The following is a 15,938-nucleotide window of genomic DNA, read 5'->3' on the forward strand; positions in this document are numbered from 1 at the left end:
CTCCCTGCGCTGGGGCGAGTCTGCGGTGTACTGTACGGTGAGGAGCGCGCGGTTGCCACTGTCCGGGCAACGCCAGGTCTCAATCCGGCCAAGCATCGATCAGGTCACGCGCCTCGCGGCTCGACAGCGGCCGTTTCAGCCGCTGCGACAGCACCGCCATGGCCCGCGCGTGGCCCTTGGCGATTACCGCCTCGACCTGGTCGTCCAGGCACTGCAGGGCGATGAAGTCGCCCTGTTCCGGGGTGCCGACGTATTCGATGCGGTTCCAGCCGCTGGCATGCCCGAGCACTTCGTAGGTGCGGCCGTGCTGGTAGGTCCAGAAGAACGGCACGTCGTCGTAGCGGCGGCGCTCGCCGAGCATGTTGGCGGCGGCGATCACCCCATGCTGCTGGGCCAGGCGCCAGTGCTCGATGCGTACCGGGCGGCCGGCCAGAGGGAAAGTGGCGATATCGCCGGCCGCCCACAGGCCGTCGGCGGCCTGCAGATGGGCGTCCACTGTCAGTGAACGGTCCTCGGCCAGGGGGAGGTTTTGCAGATAACCGGTGGCCGGGCTGACGCCGGTGCCGAGCAGTACCAGCGGGGTTTCCAGGCGCTCGCCAGTGGCCAGCAGCACGGCCTCGACCCGCTCCCGGCCTTCGAAGCCGCTGACCTCGGTCGGCCCGTGGAATACCACGCCCTTGCGCTCGTGCAGCTCGCGCAGGCTCTGGCCGATGCGCTCGCCCAGCTGTCGGGCCAGCGGGATGGCGTGGCGCGTGACCACATGCACCTGTAGGCCGTACTTGCGCAGGGCGCTGGCAGCCTCCAGGCCGATGAACCCATCGCCGACGATCACCACCGGCTGGCCTGGTTCGGCCAGGTCGAGCAGTTGCGCGGCATCCGTGCGCGAGCGCAGCACGCAGATACCGGGCAACTGCACGCCGGGGAGTTCGGGGCGTCTGGGTTTGCCGCCGGTGGCCAGCAGGGCGGCGTCGTATTTCAGCTTCTGGCCGTCGGCAAGGGTGAGCACGCGCTTGTCGGCATCCAGGGCGCGCACCTTGCCGTGCAAACGCTGCAGCTGGCCACGGCGCAGGGCGTCCGGGGCCAGCAGGGTCGGCACTTCGTCCACCGGCATCTGCCCGGCGATGACGAACTTGCTCAGGGCGGTGCGATCGTAGGCGTTCGGCTGTTCCTGGTCGATCCACAGCAGGCGCCCGGCAAAGCCATGCTCAAGCAGGGTGGCGATGGCGGCCGAGCCGGCGGCGCCGGCGCCCACCACGACGAAGGTGCGGGCGTCGCTGTGGCGCGGTGCCTCGGTTTCGGGCAGTGGCTGGTCGTCGACCCAGACCTGGCCATCCCTGAGCTGCACGGCATGGCGGCGCAGGCCGGTCAGGGCCGGCGGTTCGCACACCGCGCCCTCGCCCACGGCGAAGGCGGCCTTGTGCCAGGGGCAGATCAGCAGCCCACCACAGACCGCGCCTTGTTCGAGGGGCGCGCCCTCATGCGGGCAGTTGGCCTGGTAGGCCATCACCAACTCGCCCTGGCGCACCAGGATGATCTCCTCGGTGCCGGCCTGGACGCGCAGGGGGCGGTGTTCCTCGAGCTGGTCGAGGCTGGCCACGGCGTGCAGGGTCATGGCGGATCTCCTCAGGCGTTGTGTTTCATTTGACGCCCTCCATGGGCCAGCACTGCGACGAGCCGACGATCGGAGGTGGTCATTACAGCTTTTCACAAAAACTTCAAATGAGACAAAATTGACTCAAATCGAATATGTAAGTACCATTCGCGCCAAATTTAGTTAACGGCTCGGGTGAGTTCATGAGCAATTTGCGTGCAATAGGAATGGCCAGCTGGCTGGCAGTGGCTGTGGCCCTGGCCGGCTGCGGGGCGGCCAACGAACAGCAGGCCGGCGCTGAAACGGCCTTTCCGGTGGAAATCGTGACCGTGGCCGCCGAGCCACTGGCCCTGGCCTCGACCTTGCCAGGTCGGGTCGAGCCGATGCGGGTGGCCGAGGTACGTGCCCGGGTGGCCGGCATCGTCCTGCACAAGCGTTTCGAGGAAGGTGCCGACGTCAAGGCCGGCGATGTCCTGTTCCAGATCGACCCGGCGCCGTTCAAGGCTGCCCTGGCCCGCGCCGAGGCCGACCTGGCCCGGGCCCAGGCCGTGCAGCACGAAGCCCAGGCGCGGGTAAAACGCTATGAGCCGCTGGTGAAGATCGAAGCGGTCAGCCAGCAGGACTTCGACAGCGCCACCGCCGAGCTGCGCAGCGCCCAGGCCGCCGTGCGTTCGGCCCAGGCCGACGTGCAGACCGCGCGCCTGAACCTGGGTTACGCCACGGTCACCGCGCCGATCTCCGGGCGCATCGGTCGCGCCCTGGCCACCGAAGGCGCGCTGGTCGGGCAGGGCGATGCCACGCTGATGGCGCGCATCCAGCAACTCGATCCGATCTACGTCGACTTCACCCAGTCCGCCGCCGATGCCCTGCGCCTGCGCCAGGCGCTCAAGGACGGCGCGTTGGTCGGTGGCGATGACAAGGCGCTGACGGCCCAGGTAGAAGGCACCGACTACCAGCGCCAGGGCGCGCTGATGTTCACCGACGTGGCGGTCGACCGCGGCACCGGCCAGGTCTCCCTGCGCGGGCGCTTCGACAATGCCGACGGCATTCTCCTGCCGGGCATGTACGTGCGTGTGCGCACCCCGCAGGGCACCGACCAGCAGGCGATCCTGGTACCGCAACGGGCGGTGCAGCGCGGCAGCGATGGCGAGGCGCGGGTGATGGTGGTGGGCACCGGCAGCCTGGCCGAGGCGCGCAGCGTGCGCACCGGCGTGATGCAGGGTTCGCGCTGGCAGATCGTCGAAGGCCTGCGCGGCGGTGAGCAGGTCATCGTCGGCAGCCCTGCCGGCCTGGCCCCGGGCATGCCCGTGGTGGCGCAGGCGCAGCCGGTCGCGGCGAAATAAGGCGAGGGAAGCGAGATGTCCAAGTTCTTCATCAATCGGCCGAACTTCGCCTGGGTCGTGGCGCTGTTCATTGCCCTGGCCGGCTTGCTGGTGATCCCGGCGTTGCCGGTGGCCCAGTACCCCAGCGTGGCACCGCCACAGATTTCCATCACCGCCAGCTACCCGGGCGCGTCGGCCAAGGTGCTGGTGGAGTCGGTGACCAGCATCATCGAAGAGTCGCTCAACGGCGCCAAGGGCTTGCTGTACTACGAGTCCACCAACAACTCCAACGGCGTCGCCGAGGTGCTGGTGACCTTCGAGCCCGGCACCGAGCCGGACATGGCCCAGGTCGACGTGCAGAACCGCCTGAAGAAGGCCGAGGCGCGCATGCCCCAGGCGGTGCTGACCCAGGGCCTGAAGGTGGAGCAGGCCAGCTCCGGCTTCCTGCTGATCTACGCCCTGACCAGCAAGGCCGGCGACCGTGGCGACACCACGGCCCTGGCCGACTACGCTGCGCGCAACATCAACAACGAACTGCTGCGCGTGCCGGGCGTGGGCAAGCTGCAGTTCTTCTCTTCGGAGGCGGCCATGCGGGTCTGGGTCGATCCGCAGAAACTGGTGGGCTATGGCCTGTCCATCGATGACGTCAACAACGCCATCCGTGGCCAGAACGTCCAGGTGCCGGCCGGCAGCTTCGGCAGCACGCCGGGCGCCAGCGAACAGGAGCTGACCGCGACCCTGGCGGTGCAGGGCACCCTCGACACCCCCGAGGCCTTCGCCGGCATCGTCCTGCGCGCCAACCCCGACGGCTCCAGCGTGCGCCTGGGCGATGTCGCGCGGCTGGCCATCGGCAGCGAGAACTACAACCTGTCCTCGCGCCTGAACGGCCACCCGGCCGTGGCCGCTGCGGTGCAGCTGGCCCCTGGCGCCAACGCCATCCAGACCGCGACGCTGGTCAAGGAACGCCTGGCGGAGCTGTCGCAGTTCTTCCCCGAGGGCGTCGAGTACTCGGTGCCCTACGACACCTCGCGCTTCGTCGACGTGGCCATCGAGAAGGTCATCCACACCCTGATCGAAGCCATGGTGCTGGTGTTCCTGGTGATGTTCCTGTTCCTGCAGAACGTGCGCTACACCCTGATCCCGTCGATCGTGGTGCCGGTGTGCCTGCTGGGCACGCTGATGATCATGAAGCTGCTCGGCTTCTCGGTGAACATGATGACCATGTTCGGCATGGTGCTGGCCATCGGCATCCTGGTGGACGATGCCATCGTGGTGGTGGAGAACGTCGAGCGGCTGATGGCCGAGGAGGGCCTGTCGCCGGTGGACGCGACCATCAAGGCGATGGAGCAGGTGTCCGGGGCGATCATCGGCATCACCCTGGTGCTGGCGGCGGTGTTCCTGCCGCTGGCGTTCATGTCAGGATCCGTGGGGGTGATCTACCAGCAGTTCTCGGTGTCGCTGGCGGTGTCGATCCTGTTCTCCGGCTTCCTCGCCCTGACCTTCACCCCGGCGCTGTGCGCCACGCTGCTCAAGCCGGTGCCCCATGGCCACCATGAGAAGGGCGGTTTCTTCGGTGCCTTCAACCGCGCCTTCGTCCGGGTGACCGAGCGCTACTCGGTGATGAACAGCGCCCTGGTGGCCCGTGCCGGTCGCTGGATGCTGGCCTACGTCGGCATCCTGGTGGTGCTCGGCTACTCCTACCTGCGCCTGCCAGAGGCCTTCGTGCCGTCGGAGGACCTGGGCTACAGCATCGTCGATATCCAGTTGCCGCCAGGCGCCAGCCGGGTGCGCACCGATCACACCGCCGAGGCGCTGGAAAAATTCATCATGTCGCGCGAGTCGGTTGCCAGTGCGGTCATCGTCAGCGGCTTCAGCTTCTCGGGCCAGGGCGACAACGCCGCGCTGGCGTTCCCCACCTACAAGGACTGGTCCCTGCGCGGCCCCAAGCAATCGGCCGAGGCGGAAACCGCCGCCATCAACGCCCAGTTCGCCGCCAACGGCGACGGCGCTATCACCGCGGTCATGCCGCCGCCGATCGACGGCCTGGGCAACTCCGGCGGTTTCGCCCTGCGCCTGATGGACCGTGGCGGCCTGGGCCGCGAAGCGCTGCTGGCGGCCCGCGACCAGCTGCTGGCCCGTGCCAACGGCAACCCGGTGATCCTCTACGCGATGATGGAAGGCCTAGCCGAGGCGCCGCAGCTGCGCGTGCAGATCGACCGCGAGAAGGCCCGCGCCCTGGGCGTGAGCTTCGAAACCATCAACAGCACCCTGGCCACCGCCTTCGGTTCAGTGGTGATCAACGACTTCACCAACGCCGGGCGCCAGCAGCGCGTGGTGGTGCAGGCCGAGCAGGGCGAGCGCATGACCCCGGAAAGCGTGCTGCGCCTCTATGCGCCGAACGCCCAGGGCGAGCAGGTGCCGTTCAGCGCCTTCGTCACCACGAAATGGGAAGAGGGCCCGGTGCAGCTGGTGCGCTACAACGGCTACCCGTCGATCCGTATCGCCGGCGACGCCGCCCCGGGCTACAGCACCGGCCAGGCAATGGCCGAGATGGAGCGCCTGGTCAGCGAGCTGCCGCCTGGCATCGGCTACGCCTGGACGGGCCTCTCGTACCAGGAGAAGGTCTCCAGCGGCCAGGCCACGGCCTTGTTCGCCCTGGCCATCCTGGTGGTGTTCCTGCTGCTGGTGGCGCTGTACGAAAGCTGGGCGATCCCGCTGACGGTGATGCTGATCGTGCCGATCGGCGCCCTGGGCGCGGTGTGGGCGGTGATGCTCACCGGGCTGCCTAATGACGTGTACTTCAAGGTCGGCCTGATCACCATCATTGGCCTGGCGGCGAAAAATGCCATCCTGATCGTCGAGTTCGCCAAGGAGCTGTGGGAGAAGGGCTACAGCCTGAGCGACGCCGCCATCGAGGCCGCGCGCCTGCGTTTCCGCCCGATCGTGATGACCTCCATGGCCTTCATCCTCGGCGTGGTGCCGCTGGCCATCGCCACCGGCGCCGGCGCGGCCAGCCAGCGCGCCATCGGTACCGGGGTGATCGGCGGCATGCTCAGCGCCACCTTGCTGGGCGTGGTGTTCGTGCCGATCTGTTTCGTATTCGTGCTCAAGCTGCTCAAGCGCAAGCCGGCCCCCGTGCAACACGCTGTCGAGGTAACCCAGTGATGCTCATGCGCAATCTTGCAATTCCGTTCGCGCTGGCCGTCACCTTGGTCGGCTGCTCCCTGGCACCGACCTACCAGCGCCCCGAGGCGCCGGTGGCGACCGCGTGGGGGGATGCCGCCGGCCATCATGGCCAGGCGGTGGAGCAGCTGGACTGGCAGGCGTTCATCGTCGACCCGTCTCTGCGCCAGTTGGTGGGTACCGCGCTGGACAACAACCGCTCGCTGCGCCAGACGTTGCTGGATATCGAGCAGGCCCGCGCGCAGTACCGTATCCAGCGTGCCGACCGGGTGCCGGGCTTAAATGCCGGGGTTTCGGGCAACCGCCAGCATTTGCCGGCGGACCTGTCGAGCAACGGTCGCGAGGGTATCAGCAGTGCATATCAGGTGGGCCTGTCGTTGCCGGAGTACGAGGTCGATCTGTTCGGTCGGGTGAAGAGCCTGAGTGACGCGGCCCTGGAACAGTACCTGGCCACCGAGGAAGTTGGCCGTGCCGCGCGCATTGCCCTGATCGCCGAGGTCAGCCAGGCCTACCTGACCCTGGACGGCGCCGAGCGGCGCCTGGCGCTGACCCGCCAGACCCTGGCCAGCCGCGAGGATTCGCTGGCTCTGGTCGGCCAGCGGCGTGGCGCCGGCACGGCCACGGCGCTGGATCACCAGGAGGCGCTGGGGCTGGTCGAGCAGTCGCGGGCCGAGCTGGAAGGCATCGTGCGCGAGCAGCGCCAGGCCTACAACGCCCTGGTGCTGCTGCTGGGCAGCGTGGACGCGGCCAAGGCGATTCCGGCCGAGCGCAGCGAGGCGCCGATGGTTCTGCAGGACATCGCCCCGGGCGCGCCGTCGGCGCTGATCGAACGCCGCCCGGACATCCTCGCCGCCGAACACCGGCTGCGGGCGCGCAACGCCGATATCGGCGCGGCGCGGGCGGCGTTCTTCCCGCGGATCAGCCTGACCGGCAGCTTCGGCACCTCCAGCGCGCAGATGTCCGGGTTGTTCGACGGCGGTTCGCGCAGCTGGAGCTTCATGCCGCAGCTGTCGCTGCCGTTGTTCGACGCCGGGCGCAACAGGGCCGGCCTGAGCCTGGCCGAGGCGCGCAAGGATTCGGCGGTGGCGGCCTACGAAGGCACGATCCAGACCGCCTTCCGCGAAGTCGCCGACGCCCTGGCCGCCACCGACACCCTGCGCCGCGAGGAAGCGGCGCGCCGGGCCCTGGCCGACACCAGCCGGGCGACCGTGGCGCTGGCCAAGGCGCGCTACGAGGGCGGGGTGGACAGCCACCTGCGTTACCTGGATACGCAGCGCAACGGCTATGTCAACGAAGCGGCGTTCATCGAGGCCAGTACCCAACGCCAGCTGGCATTGGTCGATCTGTTCCGTGCCCTGGGCGGTGGTTGGCCGGGCAAGGGCTGAAAAACTCCTTTGGTTGGGGATTCCAACCGCTTGGCCCCGGGGAATTTTGCCCGGGGCTTTTTTTGCCTCTAAGAATGGGGTAGGCAGGGCCGACGAAATCGCGGGGCAAGCCCGCTCCCACAGAGCACGCGTATTTCTGCGGGAGTGGGCTTTCGTGGGAGCGGGCTTGCCCCGCGATCGAGGTGTTAATCCTGCAGCAGATCCGGGCTGTTGAAGTTGCTCAATCGCGGGTCGTCCTCGGCACACTCCAGCCCCTGGAAGCTCGCCTGCAACAACGCCTTCTGCAAACTCCGCTCACCGGTCCGCCATGCGTGCTCCAGCAGCGGCAGCAACCGCCGCGGCAACACACTGAACATCGGCTGCCAGTACCCACCTTGGCGCACCATGGCCGCGCTGTCTTGGGCCACCGCCAAGGCCAGCAGATCCTCGATCAAGGCCCGGTCGATCCGCGGCGCATCGCAGGCCAGCACCACCACCCATTCATGCCGCGCCACCTTGAGCCCGCTGATGACCCCGGCCAGCGGACCAGGAAAGTCCGCATCGGCATCGTTGACGAGTTGGTCGGCATACGCCGCATAGGCCGCCTGGTTGCGGTTGCAGGAAATCACCAGGTCATCGCTGAGTGCCCGTACCGCACGCTGCACATGGGCCACCAGCGGCTCGCCGCGCCAGGCCACCAGGCCCTTGTCGCGACCGCCCATGCGCTGGCCACGACCACCGGCGAGGATGAGGATGGAGCAGGGGGGGAGGGCGTCAGGCATGAAAAAGGGTTCCGGGCAGTCAATGCCGGGAACCCTCCCATTTACCGCGAGGCTTGTCCAGTCAGGCCTCGTGGGTGGCTGCTTCGGTCGTCCTTGCCCGACCGCGCCCGGCCAGGCGCATCACCACGACGAAGAACACCGGCACGAACACCACGGCGAAAGTGGCGCTGAGCATGCCGCCGATCACCCCGGTGCCGATCGCCTGTTGGCTGGCCGAGCTGGCGCCGCTGGCGATGGCCAGGGGCACCACGCCGAGGATGAACGCCAGCGAGGTCATCACGATCGGGCGCAGGCGCAGGCGCGCTGCCTGAATCGCGGCATCCACCGCGTCGTGGCCCTGGTCGACCAGGGCCTTGGCGAACTCGATGATCAGGATGGCGTTCTTCGCCGACAGGCCGATCAGGGTGATCAGGCCAACCTTGAAGTACACATCGTTGGGCATCCCGCGCAGGGTCACCGCAAGCACCGCGCCAAGCACGCCCAGGGGCACCACCAGCAGCACCGCGGTGGGGATCGACCAGCTTTCGTACAGCGCCGCCAGGCACAGGAACACCACCAGCAGCGACAGCGCCATCAGCAGCGGGGCCTGGCTGCCAGACAGACGCTCCTGCAGCGACAGGCCGGTCCATTCCAGGCCGGCGCCGGCCGGCAGCTGGGCAACCAGGTGTTCGACCTCGGCCATGGCCTCGCCCGAGCTGTGGCCGGCCGCCGGCTCGCCGGAGATCGACACCGCCGGGTAGCCGTTGTAGCGGGTCAGCTGCACCGGACCGGACTGCCAGTGGGCGCTGACGAAGGCGCCGAGGGGCACCATCTTGCCGCTGTTGTTGCGCACGTGGATCTTCAGCAGGTCCTCGACCTGGCTGCGCCGGTCGCCTTCGGCCTGCACCACCACCCGCTGCATGCGGCCCTGGTTGGGGAAGTCGTTGACATAGTTGGAACCCACGGCGGTGTCCAGCACCGCGCCGATGTCGGCGAACGACACGCCCAGGGCATTGGCCTGGCGCCGATCGATTTCCAGTTCCACCTGGGGGCTTTCGGCCAGCGAGGCTTCGCGCACGTTGACCAGTACCTTGCTCTTGCGCGCCGCCTCCAACAACTGGTCGCGGGCTTGCATGAGCGCGGTGTGCCCCATGCCGCCACGGTCCTGCAGGCGGAACTCGAAGCCGGTCGACTCGCCCAGGCCGTCCACCGGCGGTGGCAGCACCGCGTAGGCGATGGCGTCCTTGAGCTGGGTGAAGGCCAGGGTGGCGCGGTCGGCGATGGACTGCGCGCTGTCGTCGCCATCGCGTTCGGACCAGTCCTTGAGCGTGGTAAAGGCCAGCGCCGCGTTCTGGCCGCTGCCGGAGAAGCTGAAGCCGAGGATCAGCGTGGTGTTGGCCACGCCCGGTTCTTCGGCGTTGTGCGCCTCGATCTGCCGGGCCACTTCGATGGTGCGCGCCTGGCTGGCGCCTGGCGGCAGCTGGATATCGGTGATGGTGTAGCCCTGGTCCTCGGTGGGCAGGAAGGCGGTGGGCAACTGGCTGAAGCCGTAGCCGAGCACCGCCAGCAGCACGGCATACACCAGCAGGTAGCGGCCGCTGCGGGCCAGGGCGTGGGTCACCCAGCGCTGGTAGCCGTTGCTCATGCCCTCGAAGCGGCGGTTGAACCAGCCGAAGAAACCCTTGCGCTCATGGTGCTCGCCCTTTTCCAAGGGCTTGAGCAGGGTGGCGCACAGGGCCGGGGTCAGGCTCAGGGCGAGGAACGCCGAGAACAGGATCGACACCGCCATCGACACCGAGAACTGCTGGTAGATCACGCCCACCGAGCCTTTCATGAAGGCCATCGGCAGGAACACCGCCACCAGCACCAGGGTGATGCCGACGATGGCGCCACTGATCTGGCCCATGGCCTTGCGTGTGGCTCCCTTGGGCGGCAGGCCTTCCTCGGCCATGATCCGCTCGACGTTCTCTACCACGACGATGGCGTCGTCGACCAGGATGCCGATCGCCAGCACCATGCCGAACAGGGTCAGCACGTTGATCGAGAAGCCCAGCGCGTTCATCACCGCGAAGGTGCCCATCAGCGCCACCGGCACCACCAGGGTCGGGATCAGGGTGTAGCGGAAGTTCTGCAGGAACAGGAACATCACCGCGAACACCAGCACCATGGCCTCGACAAGGGTGTTGATCACCTGCTTGATCGAGACCTTGACGAACGGCGAGGTGTCGTAGGGGATGTCGTATTTCACCCCGGCCGGGAAGTAGCGCGCCAGCTCGTCGAGCTTCTGCTTGACCAGGCCCGCGGTTTCCATGGCGTTGGCGCCGGGCGACAGCTTGACGCTGAAGGCGCTGGTGGCCTTGCCGTTCAGGCGCGTGCCGTACTGGTACTCCTGGGCGCCGATCTCGACCCGGGCGACATCGCCGACGGTGACGGTCGAGCCGTCGGTGTTGGCGCGCAGGACGATGGCGGCGAATTCCTCGGGGGTGCTCAGCTGGCCCTTGACCACCACGTTGGCGGTGATCTCCTGGGTCGGCCGGCTGGGCAGGTCACCGATGCTGCCGGGGGCGACCTGGGCGTTCTGCGCGGCGATGGCCTCGGCCACGTCGTTGGGCGTGAGGTTGAAGCCGACCAGCTTGGCCGGGTCGATCCAGATGCGCATGGCCCGCTCCGAGCCGTACAGCTGCGCCTTGCCGACGCCCTTGATGCGGCGGATCTCGTTCATCACGTTGCGCGCGAGGATGTCCGACAGGGCAATCTCGTCGAGGTTGCCGTCCTCGGAGGTGAGGGTGGCCAGCAGCAGGAAGCCGGTGGACACTTTCTCAACCTGCAGGCCTTGCTGAGTCACCGGGCGCGGCAGGCGCGACTCGATCACCTTGAGGCGGTTCTGCACATCGACCTGGGCCATGTCCGGATTGGTGCCGGGCTGGAAACTGGCGGTGATGGTGGCGTTGCCCAGGCTGCTCTGCGACTCGAAGTAGAGCAGGTTGTCGGCACCGTTGAGCTCCTGCTCGATGATGCTGACCACGCTCTCGTCCATGGTCGCCGCCGAGGCGCCCGGGTAGACGGCGTAGATTTCCACCTGCGGCGGCGCCACGTCGGGGTACTGGGCCACCGGCAACTGCGGGATGGCCAGGGCGCCGACCAGGAGGATGAAGAGGGCGACCACCCAGGCGAATACCGGGCGGTCGATGAAGAACTGCGGCATGGATCAGGCCCTCATTGGCCGGTGTGTTGGGCGACCGCGGAGGCGCCCGGTTGCTCGTCGACCTGGACCTGGTCGCCGGCCTTGACGTGTTGCAGGCCCTCGACCACCACGCGATCACCCGGGGCCAGACCCTCGCTGATGATCCAGCGATCACCCTGGGCGCTGCCCAAAACCACCTGGCGTTCGCTGATGCGCTTCTGCGGGTCGACCAGCAGCACCTTGGGCACGCCGGCGCTGTCGCGCAGGATCGCCCGTTGCGGCACGCTGATGCCCTGGGGCTGCACCGCCTGGTCCAGGCGCACGCGCACGTAGCTGCCCGGCAGCAGGTCGAGGTCGGGGTTGGGGAACTCGCTGCGCAGGGTGATCTGGTTGGTGCTCGGGTCGACACTGATGTCCGAGAACAGCAGCTTGCCGGCCAGCGGGTAGGCGCTGCCGTCGTCCTGGATCAGCGTGGCCTTGACCTGGTCCTGGCCGACCTGGCGCAGTTCGCCGGCGCGCAAGGCGCGGCGCAGGGCATTGAGCTCGCGGGTCGACTGGGTGACGTCGGCGTGAATCGGGTTCAACTGCTGGATGGTGGCCAGCGGCGTGGTTTCGTTCTGTCCGACCAGCGCGCCCTCGGTCACCAGGGCGCGGCCGATGCGCCCGGAGATCGGCGCGGTGACGGTGGCGTAGCCCAGGTTCAGGCGCGCCCGTTCCAGCGCCGCCTTGGCTTCGCCGACCGCGGCGTCTGCCTGGAGGAAGGCGGCGCGGGCGTTGTCGTACTCCTGGCGGCTGACCGCCTTGTCGTCGACCAGCTCGCGGTAACGCTGTTCCTGCAGGCGGGCCTGGTACAGGGTTGCCTCGGCCTTGGCCAGGGTGGCGCGGGCGCTGTCGAAGTCGGCCTTGAATGGCGCCGGGTCGATCAGGAACAAGACGTCGCCCTGCTTGACGTCGCTGCCTTCGCGGTACACCCGCTTGAGCACCACGCCGGCTACCCGGGCGCGCACCTCGGCGGTACGCGGCGCGAGGAGGCGGCCGCTGAGTTCCGTGCTGATCGCCAGTGGCTGCACGGCCAGGGTCTCGACCCGGACCTGGGAAGGCGGGGCCTGTTCTTCCTGTTCGGCGGCGTCGTTGCAACCGGCCAGGGAAAGGGTGATCAGCGCCAGCAGCGCCAAGGGGCGCAGGCGCGAAGGGCAGGGAATGGACATACGGATCTTCCAGGTTTGATCCAGCGTATGCTAAAGCAGCCGTTCGGGTGGCGGCTGTTAAGCTGTGTTGGGCGTGTGTGAAAAAGTGTGAACAATCGGCGGTGGCCCGCGCGGGATTCTATATCCTGCCTTACTTCAATCTTTCGTCAAATCCCCTTATGCCGAACATTCTCCTGGTCGAAGACGACAGCGCGTTGTCCGAACTGATCGCCAGCTACCTGCAACGCAACGATTTCCATGTCCGGGTGATTGCCCGCGGCGACCATGTGCTGGACGAGTTCCGCCGCCAGAAACCGGACCTGGTGATCCTCGACCTGATGCTGCCGGGCCTCGACGGCCTGCAGGTGTGCCGCCTGCTGCGCCAGGAGAGCCAGGGCCTGCCGATCCTCATGCTGACCGCCCGTGACGACAGCCACGACCAGGTGCTGGGGCTGGAAATGGGCGCCGACGACTATGTCACCAAACCGTGCGAACCCCGGGTGCTGCTGGCCAGGGTGCGTACCCTGCTGCGCCGCAGCAGCGTCAACGAGCCGCGCCTGGACAGCGACCTGATCCAGGTCGGTGGCCTGCGCATCGACCTGGCCGAGCGCACGGTCAGCTGGCGCGGCGAGGAGGTGGAACTGTCCAGCGGCGAGTACAACCTGCTGGTGGTGCTGGCGCGCAACGCCGGCGAGGTGATGAGCCGCGACCGTATCCTGCAGCAGTTGCGCGGCATCGAGTTCAACGGCACCGACCGTTCGGTGGACGTGGCCATCTCCAAGCTGCGCCGACGCTTCGACGACAGCGCCGGCGAAGCACGCAAGATCAAGACCGTGTGGGGCAAGGGGTATCTGTTCAGCCGGGTCGAGTGGGAGTACTGACAGGCCATGCTCAAGATCCTGGTGCGGCTGTACCTGGTGATCATCGTCGCCTATGCCGGGGCGATCGCGCTGATCCCCGACACCATCGTCGGGTTGTTCCATGAGCGCTTCATGGCCTACAACCTCGAGCAGGCCAAGGGCGTGCAGACCCTGATCGTGCGCCAGTTCCAGCAGGTGCCGCAGGAGCAGTGGCCGGCAGTGGAAAAAGACCTGGCCGAGGTGTTCAAACCTTTGCAAGTGCGCCTGTTGCGCATGGACGATGCCGACTTGAGCAGCGAGGAGAAAGCCCGGCTCGAACATGGCCTGTTCGCGGTGCGCATGGCCGACTGGGGCTACTACGAAACGGTGCTGGCGCCGCTGGATTCGCAATGGCTGGTGCGCCTGCATTCGCCGGACGACCCGCTGGACATCAACGTGCTGTCCTGGGGCGTGACCGTGCTGATCGGCGCGGCCATGCTTGGCTGCCTGCTGTTGTGGGTGTGGCCGCACTGGCGCGACCTCGAACGGCTGAAGGACACTGCCCGGCGCCTGGGGCGCGGCGAGATGTCCGAGCGCACGCATATTTCGCCTCGCTCGAACATCGGTGAACTGGCCGGGGTGTTCGACACCATGGCCAGCGATCTGGAACGCCACGTCAACCAGCAGCGCGAACTGCTCAACGCGGTTTCCCACGAGCTGCGCACGCCCTTGACCCGCCTGGACTTCGGCCTCGTGCTGCTGTTCGACGAGGTGCCGCCGGCCAGCCGCAAACGCCTGCTGGGGTTGGTGGGCCATGTGCGCGAACTGGACGAACTGGTGCTTGAACTGCTCTCCTACAGCCGCCTGGACAGCGTCGACCAGGCCCGCGAGCGGGTCGAGGTGTCGTTGCTGGAACTGGTGGACAGCGTGCTCGGCAGCTTCGCCGAGGAGCTCGACAACCGTGGCATCCGTTGGGAGGTGCGCTGCGAAACCGACCTGCCGCGTTTCGTCCTCGACCCGCGGCTGACCGCCCGCGCCGTGCAGAACCTGGTGCGCAACGCCATGCGCTACTGCGATGAAAGCCTGCTGCTGCGCCTGCGCCGGGAAGAGGACGGCGCTTGCCTGGTGACCGTGGAAGACGACGGCATCGGCATCCCAACCGAGGAGCGTGAGCGGATCTTCCAGCCGTTCTATCGCCTGGACCGCAGCCGTGACCGTAATACCGGCGGGTTCGGGCTGGGGCTGGCGATCAGCCGGCGGGCCATCGAAGGGCAGGGCGGCACGCTGACCGTGGCGCAGTCGGCGCTGGGCGGGGCGCAGTTCAGGATTCGTTTGCCAGCCGGGTAGTCCACAGGACGAAGCGGTCCTTGCCGGTGTGCTTGGCCTCGTACAATGCCTGGTCCGCCCTGATCAGCGCCAGGCTCAGGGTATCGCCGCTGTCGATCCGGGCCAGGCCGATGCTGATGGTCACCGGGTGCGCAGACAGGTCCTCGCGCACTCTCTGGCACAGCGCGGCGACCTGCTGCTCGGCGCTGGCTTCGTCCAGCCCCTGGAAGAAGATCGCGAATTCCTCGCCGCCCAGCCGGGCGATCTCGTAGCCGATCATCGCTGCCTTGATATGCGCTGCCACGCGCTTGAGCACCTCGTCGCCGATGTCATGGCCGAAGCGGTCGTTGACCTGCTTGAAATTGTCGATGTCGATCATCGCCAGGAACTGTCCGGCATCCGCCTGGCGCAGCTGCTTTCCGGCCTTGGCCATGAACGAGCGGCGGTTGGGGATTTCGGTCAGGGCGTCGATGTAGGCCTGTTCCAGCAGCACGTTGGTCAGGTAGAAATTGTGCAGCTTGGCCTGGCGGATGCGCAGGTAGCTGTAGGTCACCAGGCCGCTGAGGAATACCCCGTAGCTGATCAGCATCGCGCCCTCAAGCTCCAGGGCCTCGATACGCGTGTGGAAGAACGGGTTGAGCATGAGCCAGGTGATGCCCAGGGCGCAGAAGAACGACCAGCGCCGCACCGGCAGCAGCGAGACGGCGTAGAGCACCGTCGAGACTCCGAGCACCAGCCACACCGGGCGCAGAACGATCGGAATGCCCTCGATCACCAGGCGCATGGCCAGGGTGATCACCGCCACGAACAACAGGTTGAGCACGTCGAAATGCTGGCTCTTGCGGGTGAAGCCCAGGACCACGCAGAGGCTGCACAACAGGGCGATGAACACCCCCGACAGCCAGGTGAAACCCTGGCCGCCAAGGTAGCTGACGATCAGGTCGAAGATCAGCCAGATGGCGATGCCGATGCAGAAGATCAGCAGGCAGAAGCGGCGCATGGCCTCGAATTCGTGCTGGCGGAACTCGGCGCGCAGGGCGGCGGGGGCGACCTGTTGGCGAATGTGGGCTTCGAGGGTCTTGTACATGGAGGCGATGATGGCCTTGAAATTGTTGTCTGTTATGCCTTCCAGGGCTGTGAGGTCTCTGTAGGAGTGGCCTTGTGTCGCGAAAGGGCCGCTC

10 protein-coding genes are annotated in these 15,938 nt (G+C 67.5%); 5 read left to right on the forward strand and 5 right to left on the reverse strand.

The genetic code is table 11. The annotated features are described in order from the left end of the window. Positions 1–79: 79 nt before the first annotated feature. Positions 80–1,612, reverse strand: coding sequence for an FAD-dependent oxidoreductase (locus AC25MA_RS05825; protein WP_182325014.1), 1,533 nt, complete (start codon positions 1,610–1,612; stop codon positions 80–82). Between the two features lie 182 nt (positions 1,613–1,794). Here AC25MA_RS05825 and AC25MA_RS05830 point away from each other — a divergent pair, with 182 nt between their 5' ends. The 3 genes from AC25MA_RS05830 to AC25MA_RS05840 are packed head-to-tail and all read left to right on the forward strand — an operon-like array spanning position 1,795 to position 7,481. Beyond that, positions 1,795–2,934 carry a MexC family multidrug efflux RND transporter periplasmic adaptor subunit gene (locus AC25MA_RS05830; RefSeq protein WP_486971866.1) on the forward strand — a complete coding sequence of 380 codons (1,140 nt, stop codon included), beginning with the start codon at positions 1,795–1,797 and terminating at the stop codon, positions 2,932–2,934. A gap of 15 nt (positions 2,935–2,949) precedes the next feature. Continuing rightward, positions 2,950–6,078 carry a multidrug efflux RND transporter permease subunit gene (locus tag AC25MA_RS05835; protein WP_486971867.1) on the forward strand — a complete coding sequence of 1,043 codons (3,129 nt, stop codon included), beginning with the start codon at positions 2,950–2,952 and terminating at the stop codon, positions 6,076–6,078. Continuing rightward, positions 6,078–7,481 (forward strand): efflux transporter outer membrane subunit, encoded by a 1,404-nt coding sequence (locus AC25MA_RS05840; protein WP_486971868.1) that lies wholly within the window; start codon positions 6,078–6,080, stop codon positions 7,479–7,481. Before AC25MA_RS05835 ends, AC25MA_RS05840 begins: the two co-directional genes overlap by 1 nt. Before the next feature lie 185 nt (positions 7,482–7,666). On the opposite strand, the gene mobA is transcribed toward AC25MA_RS05840, so the two are convergent. From mobA to AC25MA_RS05855, 3 genes are all read right to left on the reverse strand, one after another. Next, positions 7,667–8,242 (reverse strand): molybdenum cofactor guanylyltransferase MobA, encoded by a 576-nt coding sequence (mobA, locus tag AC25MA_RS05845; RefSeq protein ID WP_486971869.1) that lies wholly within the window; start codon positions 8,240–8,242, stop codon positions 7,667–7,669. A gap of 61 nt (positions 8,243–8,303) precedes the next feature. Further along, a complete protein-coding gene (locus tag AC25MA_RS05850) occupies positions 8,304–11,426 on the reverse strand; it encodes a multidrug efflux RND transporter permease subunit (RefSeq protein ID WP_486971870.1) in 3,123 nt (1,040 codons plus the stop codon). Positions 11,427–11,437: 11 nt separating this feature from the next. Beyond that, positions 11,438–12,613: an efflux RND transporter periplasmic adaptor subunit gene (locus tag AC25MA_RS05855; protein ID WP_028691704.1), complete on the reverse strand. Its 1,176-nt coding sequence runs from the start codon at positions 12,611–12,613 to the stop codon at positions 11,438–11,440. 158 nt (positions 12,614–12,771) lie between these two features. Between AC25MA_RS05855 and AC25MA_RS05860 the strand changes: the two genes are divergently transcribed. After that, positions 12,772–13,473: a response regulator gene (locus tag AC25MA_RS05860; RefSeq protein WP_062360827.1), complete on the forward strand. Its 702-nt coding sequence runs from the start codon at positions 12,772–12,774 to the stop codon at positions 13,471–13,473. A 6-nt stretch (positions 13,474–13,479) separates the two neighbouring features. Beyond that, positions 13,480–14,778: an ATP-binding protein gene (locus AC25MA_RS05865; RefSeq protein ID WP_062360825.1), complete on the forward strand. Its 1,299-nt coding sequence runs from the start codon at positions 13,480–13,482 to the stop codon at positions 14,776–14,778. On the opposite strand, the gene AC25MA_RS05870 is transcribed toward AC25MA_RS05865, so the two are convergent. Beyond that, positions 14,753–15,844: a GGDEF domain-containing protein gene (locus AC25MA_RS05870; RefSeq protein ID WP_028691701.1), complete on the reverse strand. Its 1,092-nt coding sequence runs from the start codon at positions 15,842–15,844 to the stop codon at positions 14,753–14,755. The genes AC25MA_RS05865 and AC25MA_RS05870 overlap by 26 nt on opposite strands. Between the last annotated feature and the right edge of the window lie 94 nt (positions 15,845–15,938).

This window comes from Pseudomonas sp. P65(2024), assembly GCF_057480955.1.

Bases quoted from the DNA above. Each gene is read 5' to 3' on its own strand.
- AC25MA_RS05825 (WP_182325014.1), bottom strand. From the start codon at position 1,612: ATGACCCTGCACGCCGTGGCCAGCCTCGACCAGCTCGAGGAACACCGC.
- AC25MA_RS05830 (WP_486971866.1), top strand. From the start codon at position 1,795: ATGAGCAATTTGCGTGCAATAGGAATGGCCAGCTGGCTGGCAGTGGCT.
- AC25MA_RS05835 (WP_486971867.1), top strand. From the start codon at position 2,950: ATGTCCAAGTTCTTCATCAATCGGCCGAACTTCGCCTGGGTCGTGGCG.
- AC25MA_RS05840 (WP_486971868.1), top strand. From the start codon at position 6,078: ATGCTCATGCGCAATCTTGCAATTCCGTTCGCGCTGGCCGTCACCTTG.
- mobA (WP_486971869.1), bottom strand. From the start codon at position 8,242: ATGCCTGACGCCCTCCCCCCCTGCTCCATCCTCATCCTCGCCGGTGGT.
- AC25MA_RS05850 (WP_486971870.1), bottom strand. From the start codon at position 11,426: ATGCCGCAGTTCTTCATCGACCGCCCGGTATTCGCCTGGGTGGTCGCC.
- AC25MA_RS05855 (WP_028691704.1), bottom strand. From the start codon at position 12,613: ATGTCCATTCCCTGCCCTTCGCGCCTGCGCCCCTTGGCGCTGCTGGCG.
- AC25MA_RS05860 (WP_062360827.1), top strand. From the start codon at position 12,772: ATGCCGAACATTCTCCTGGTCGAAGACGACAGCGCGTTGTCCGAACTG.
- AC25MA_RS05865 (WP_062360825.1), top strand. From the start codon at position 13,480: ATGCTCAAGATCCTGGTGCGGCTGTACCTGGTGATCATCGTCGCCTAT.
- AC25MA_RS05870 (WP_028691701.1), bottom strand. From the start codon at position 15,844: ATGTACAAGACCCTCGAAGCCCACATTCGCCAACAGGTCGCCCCCGCC.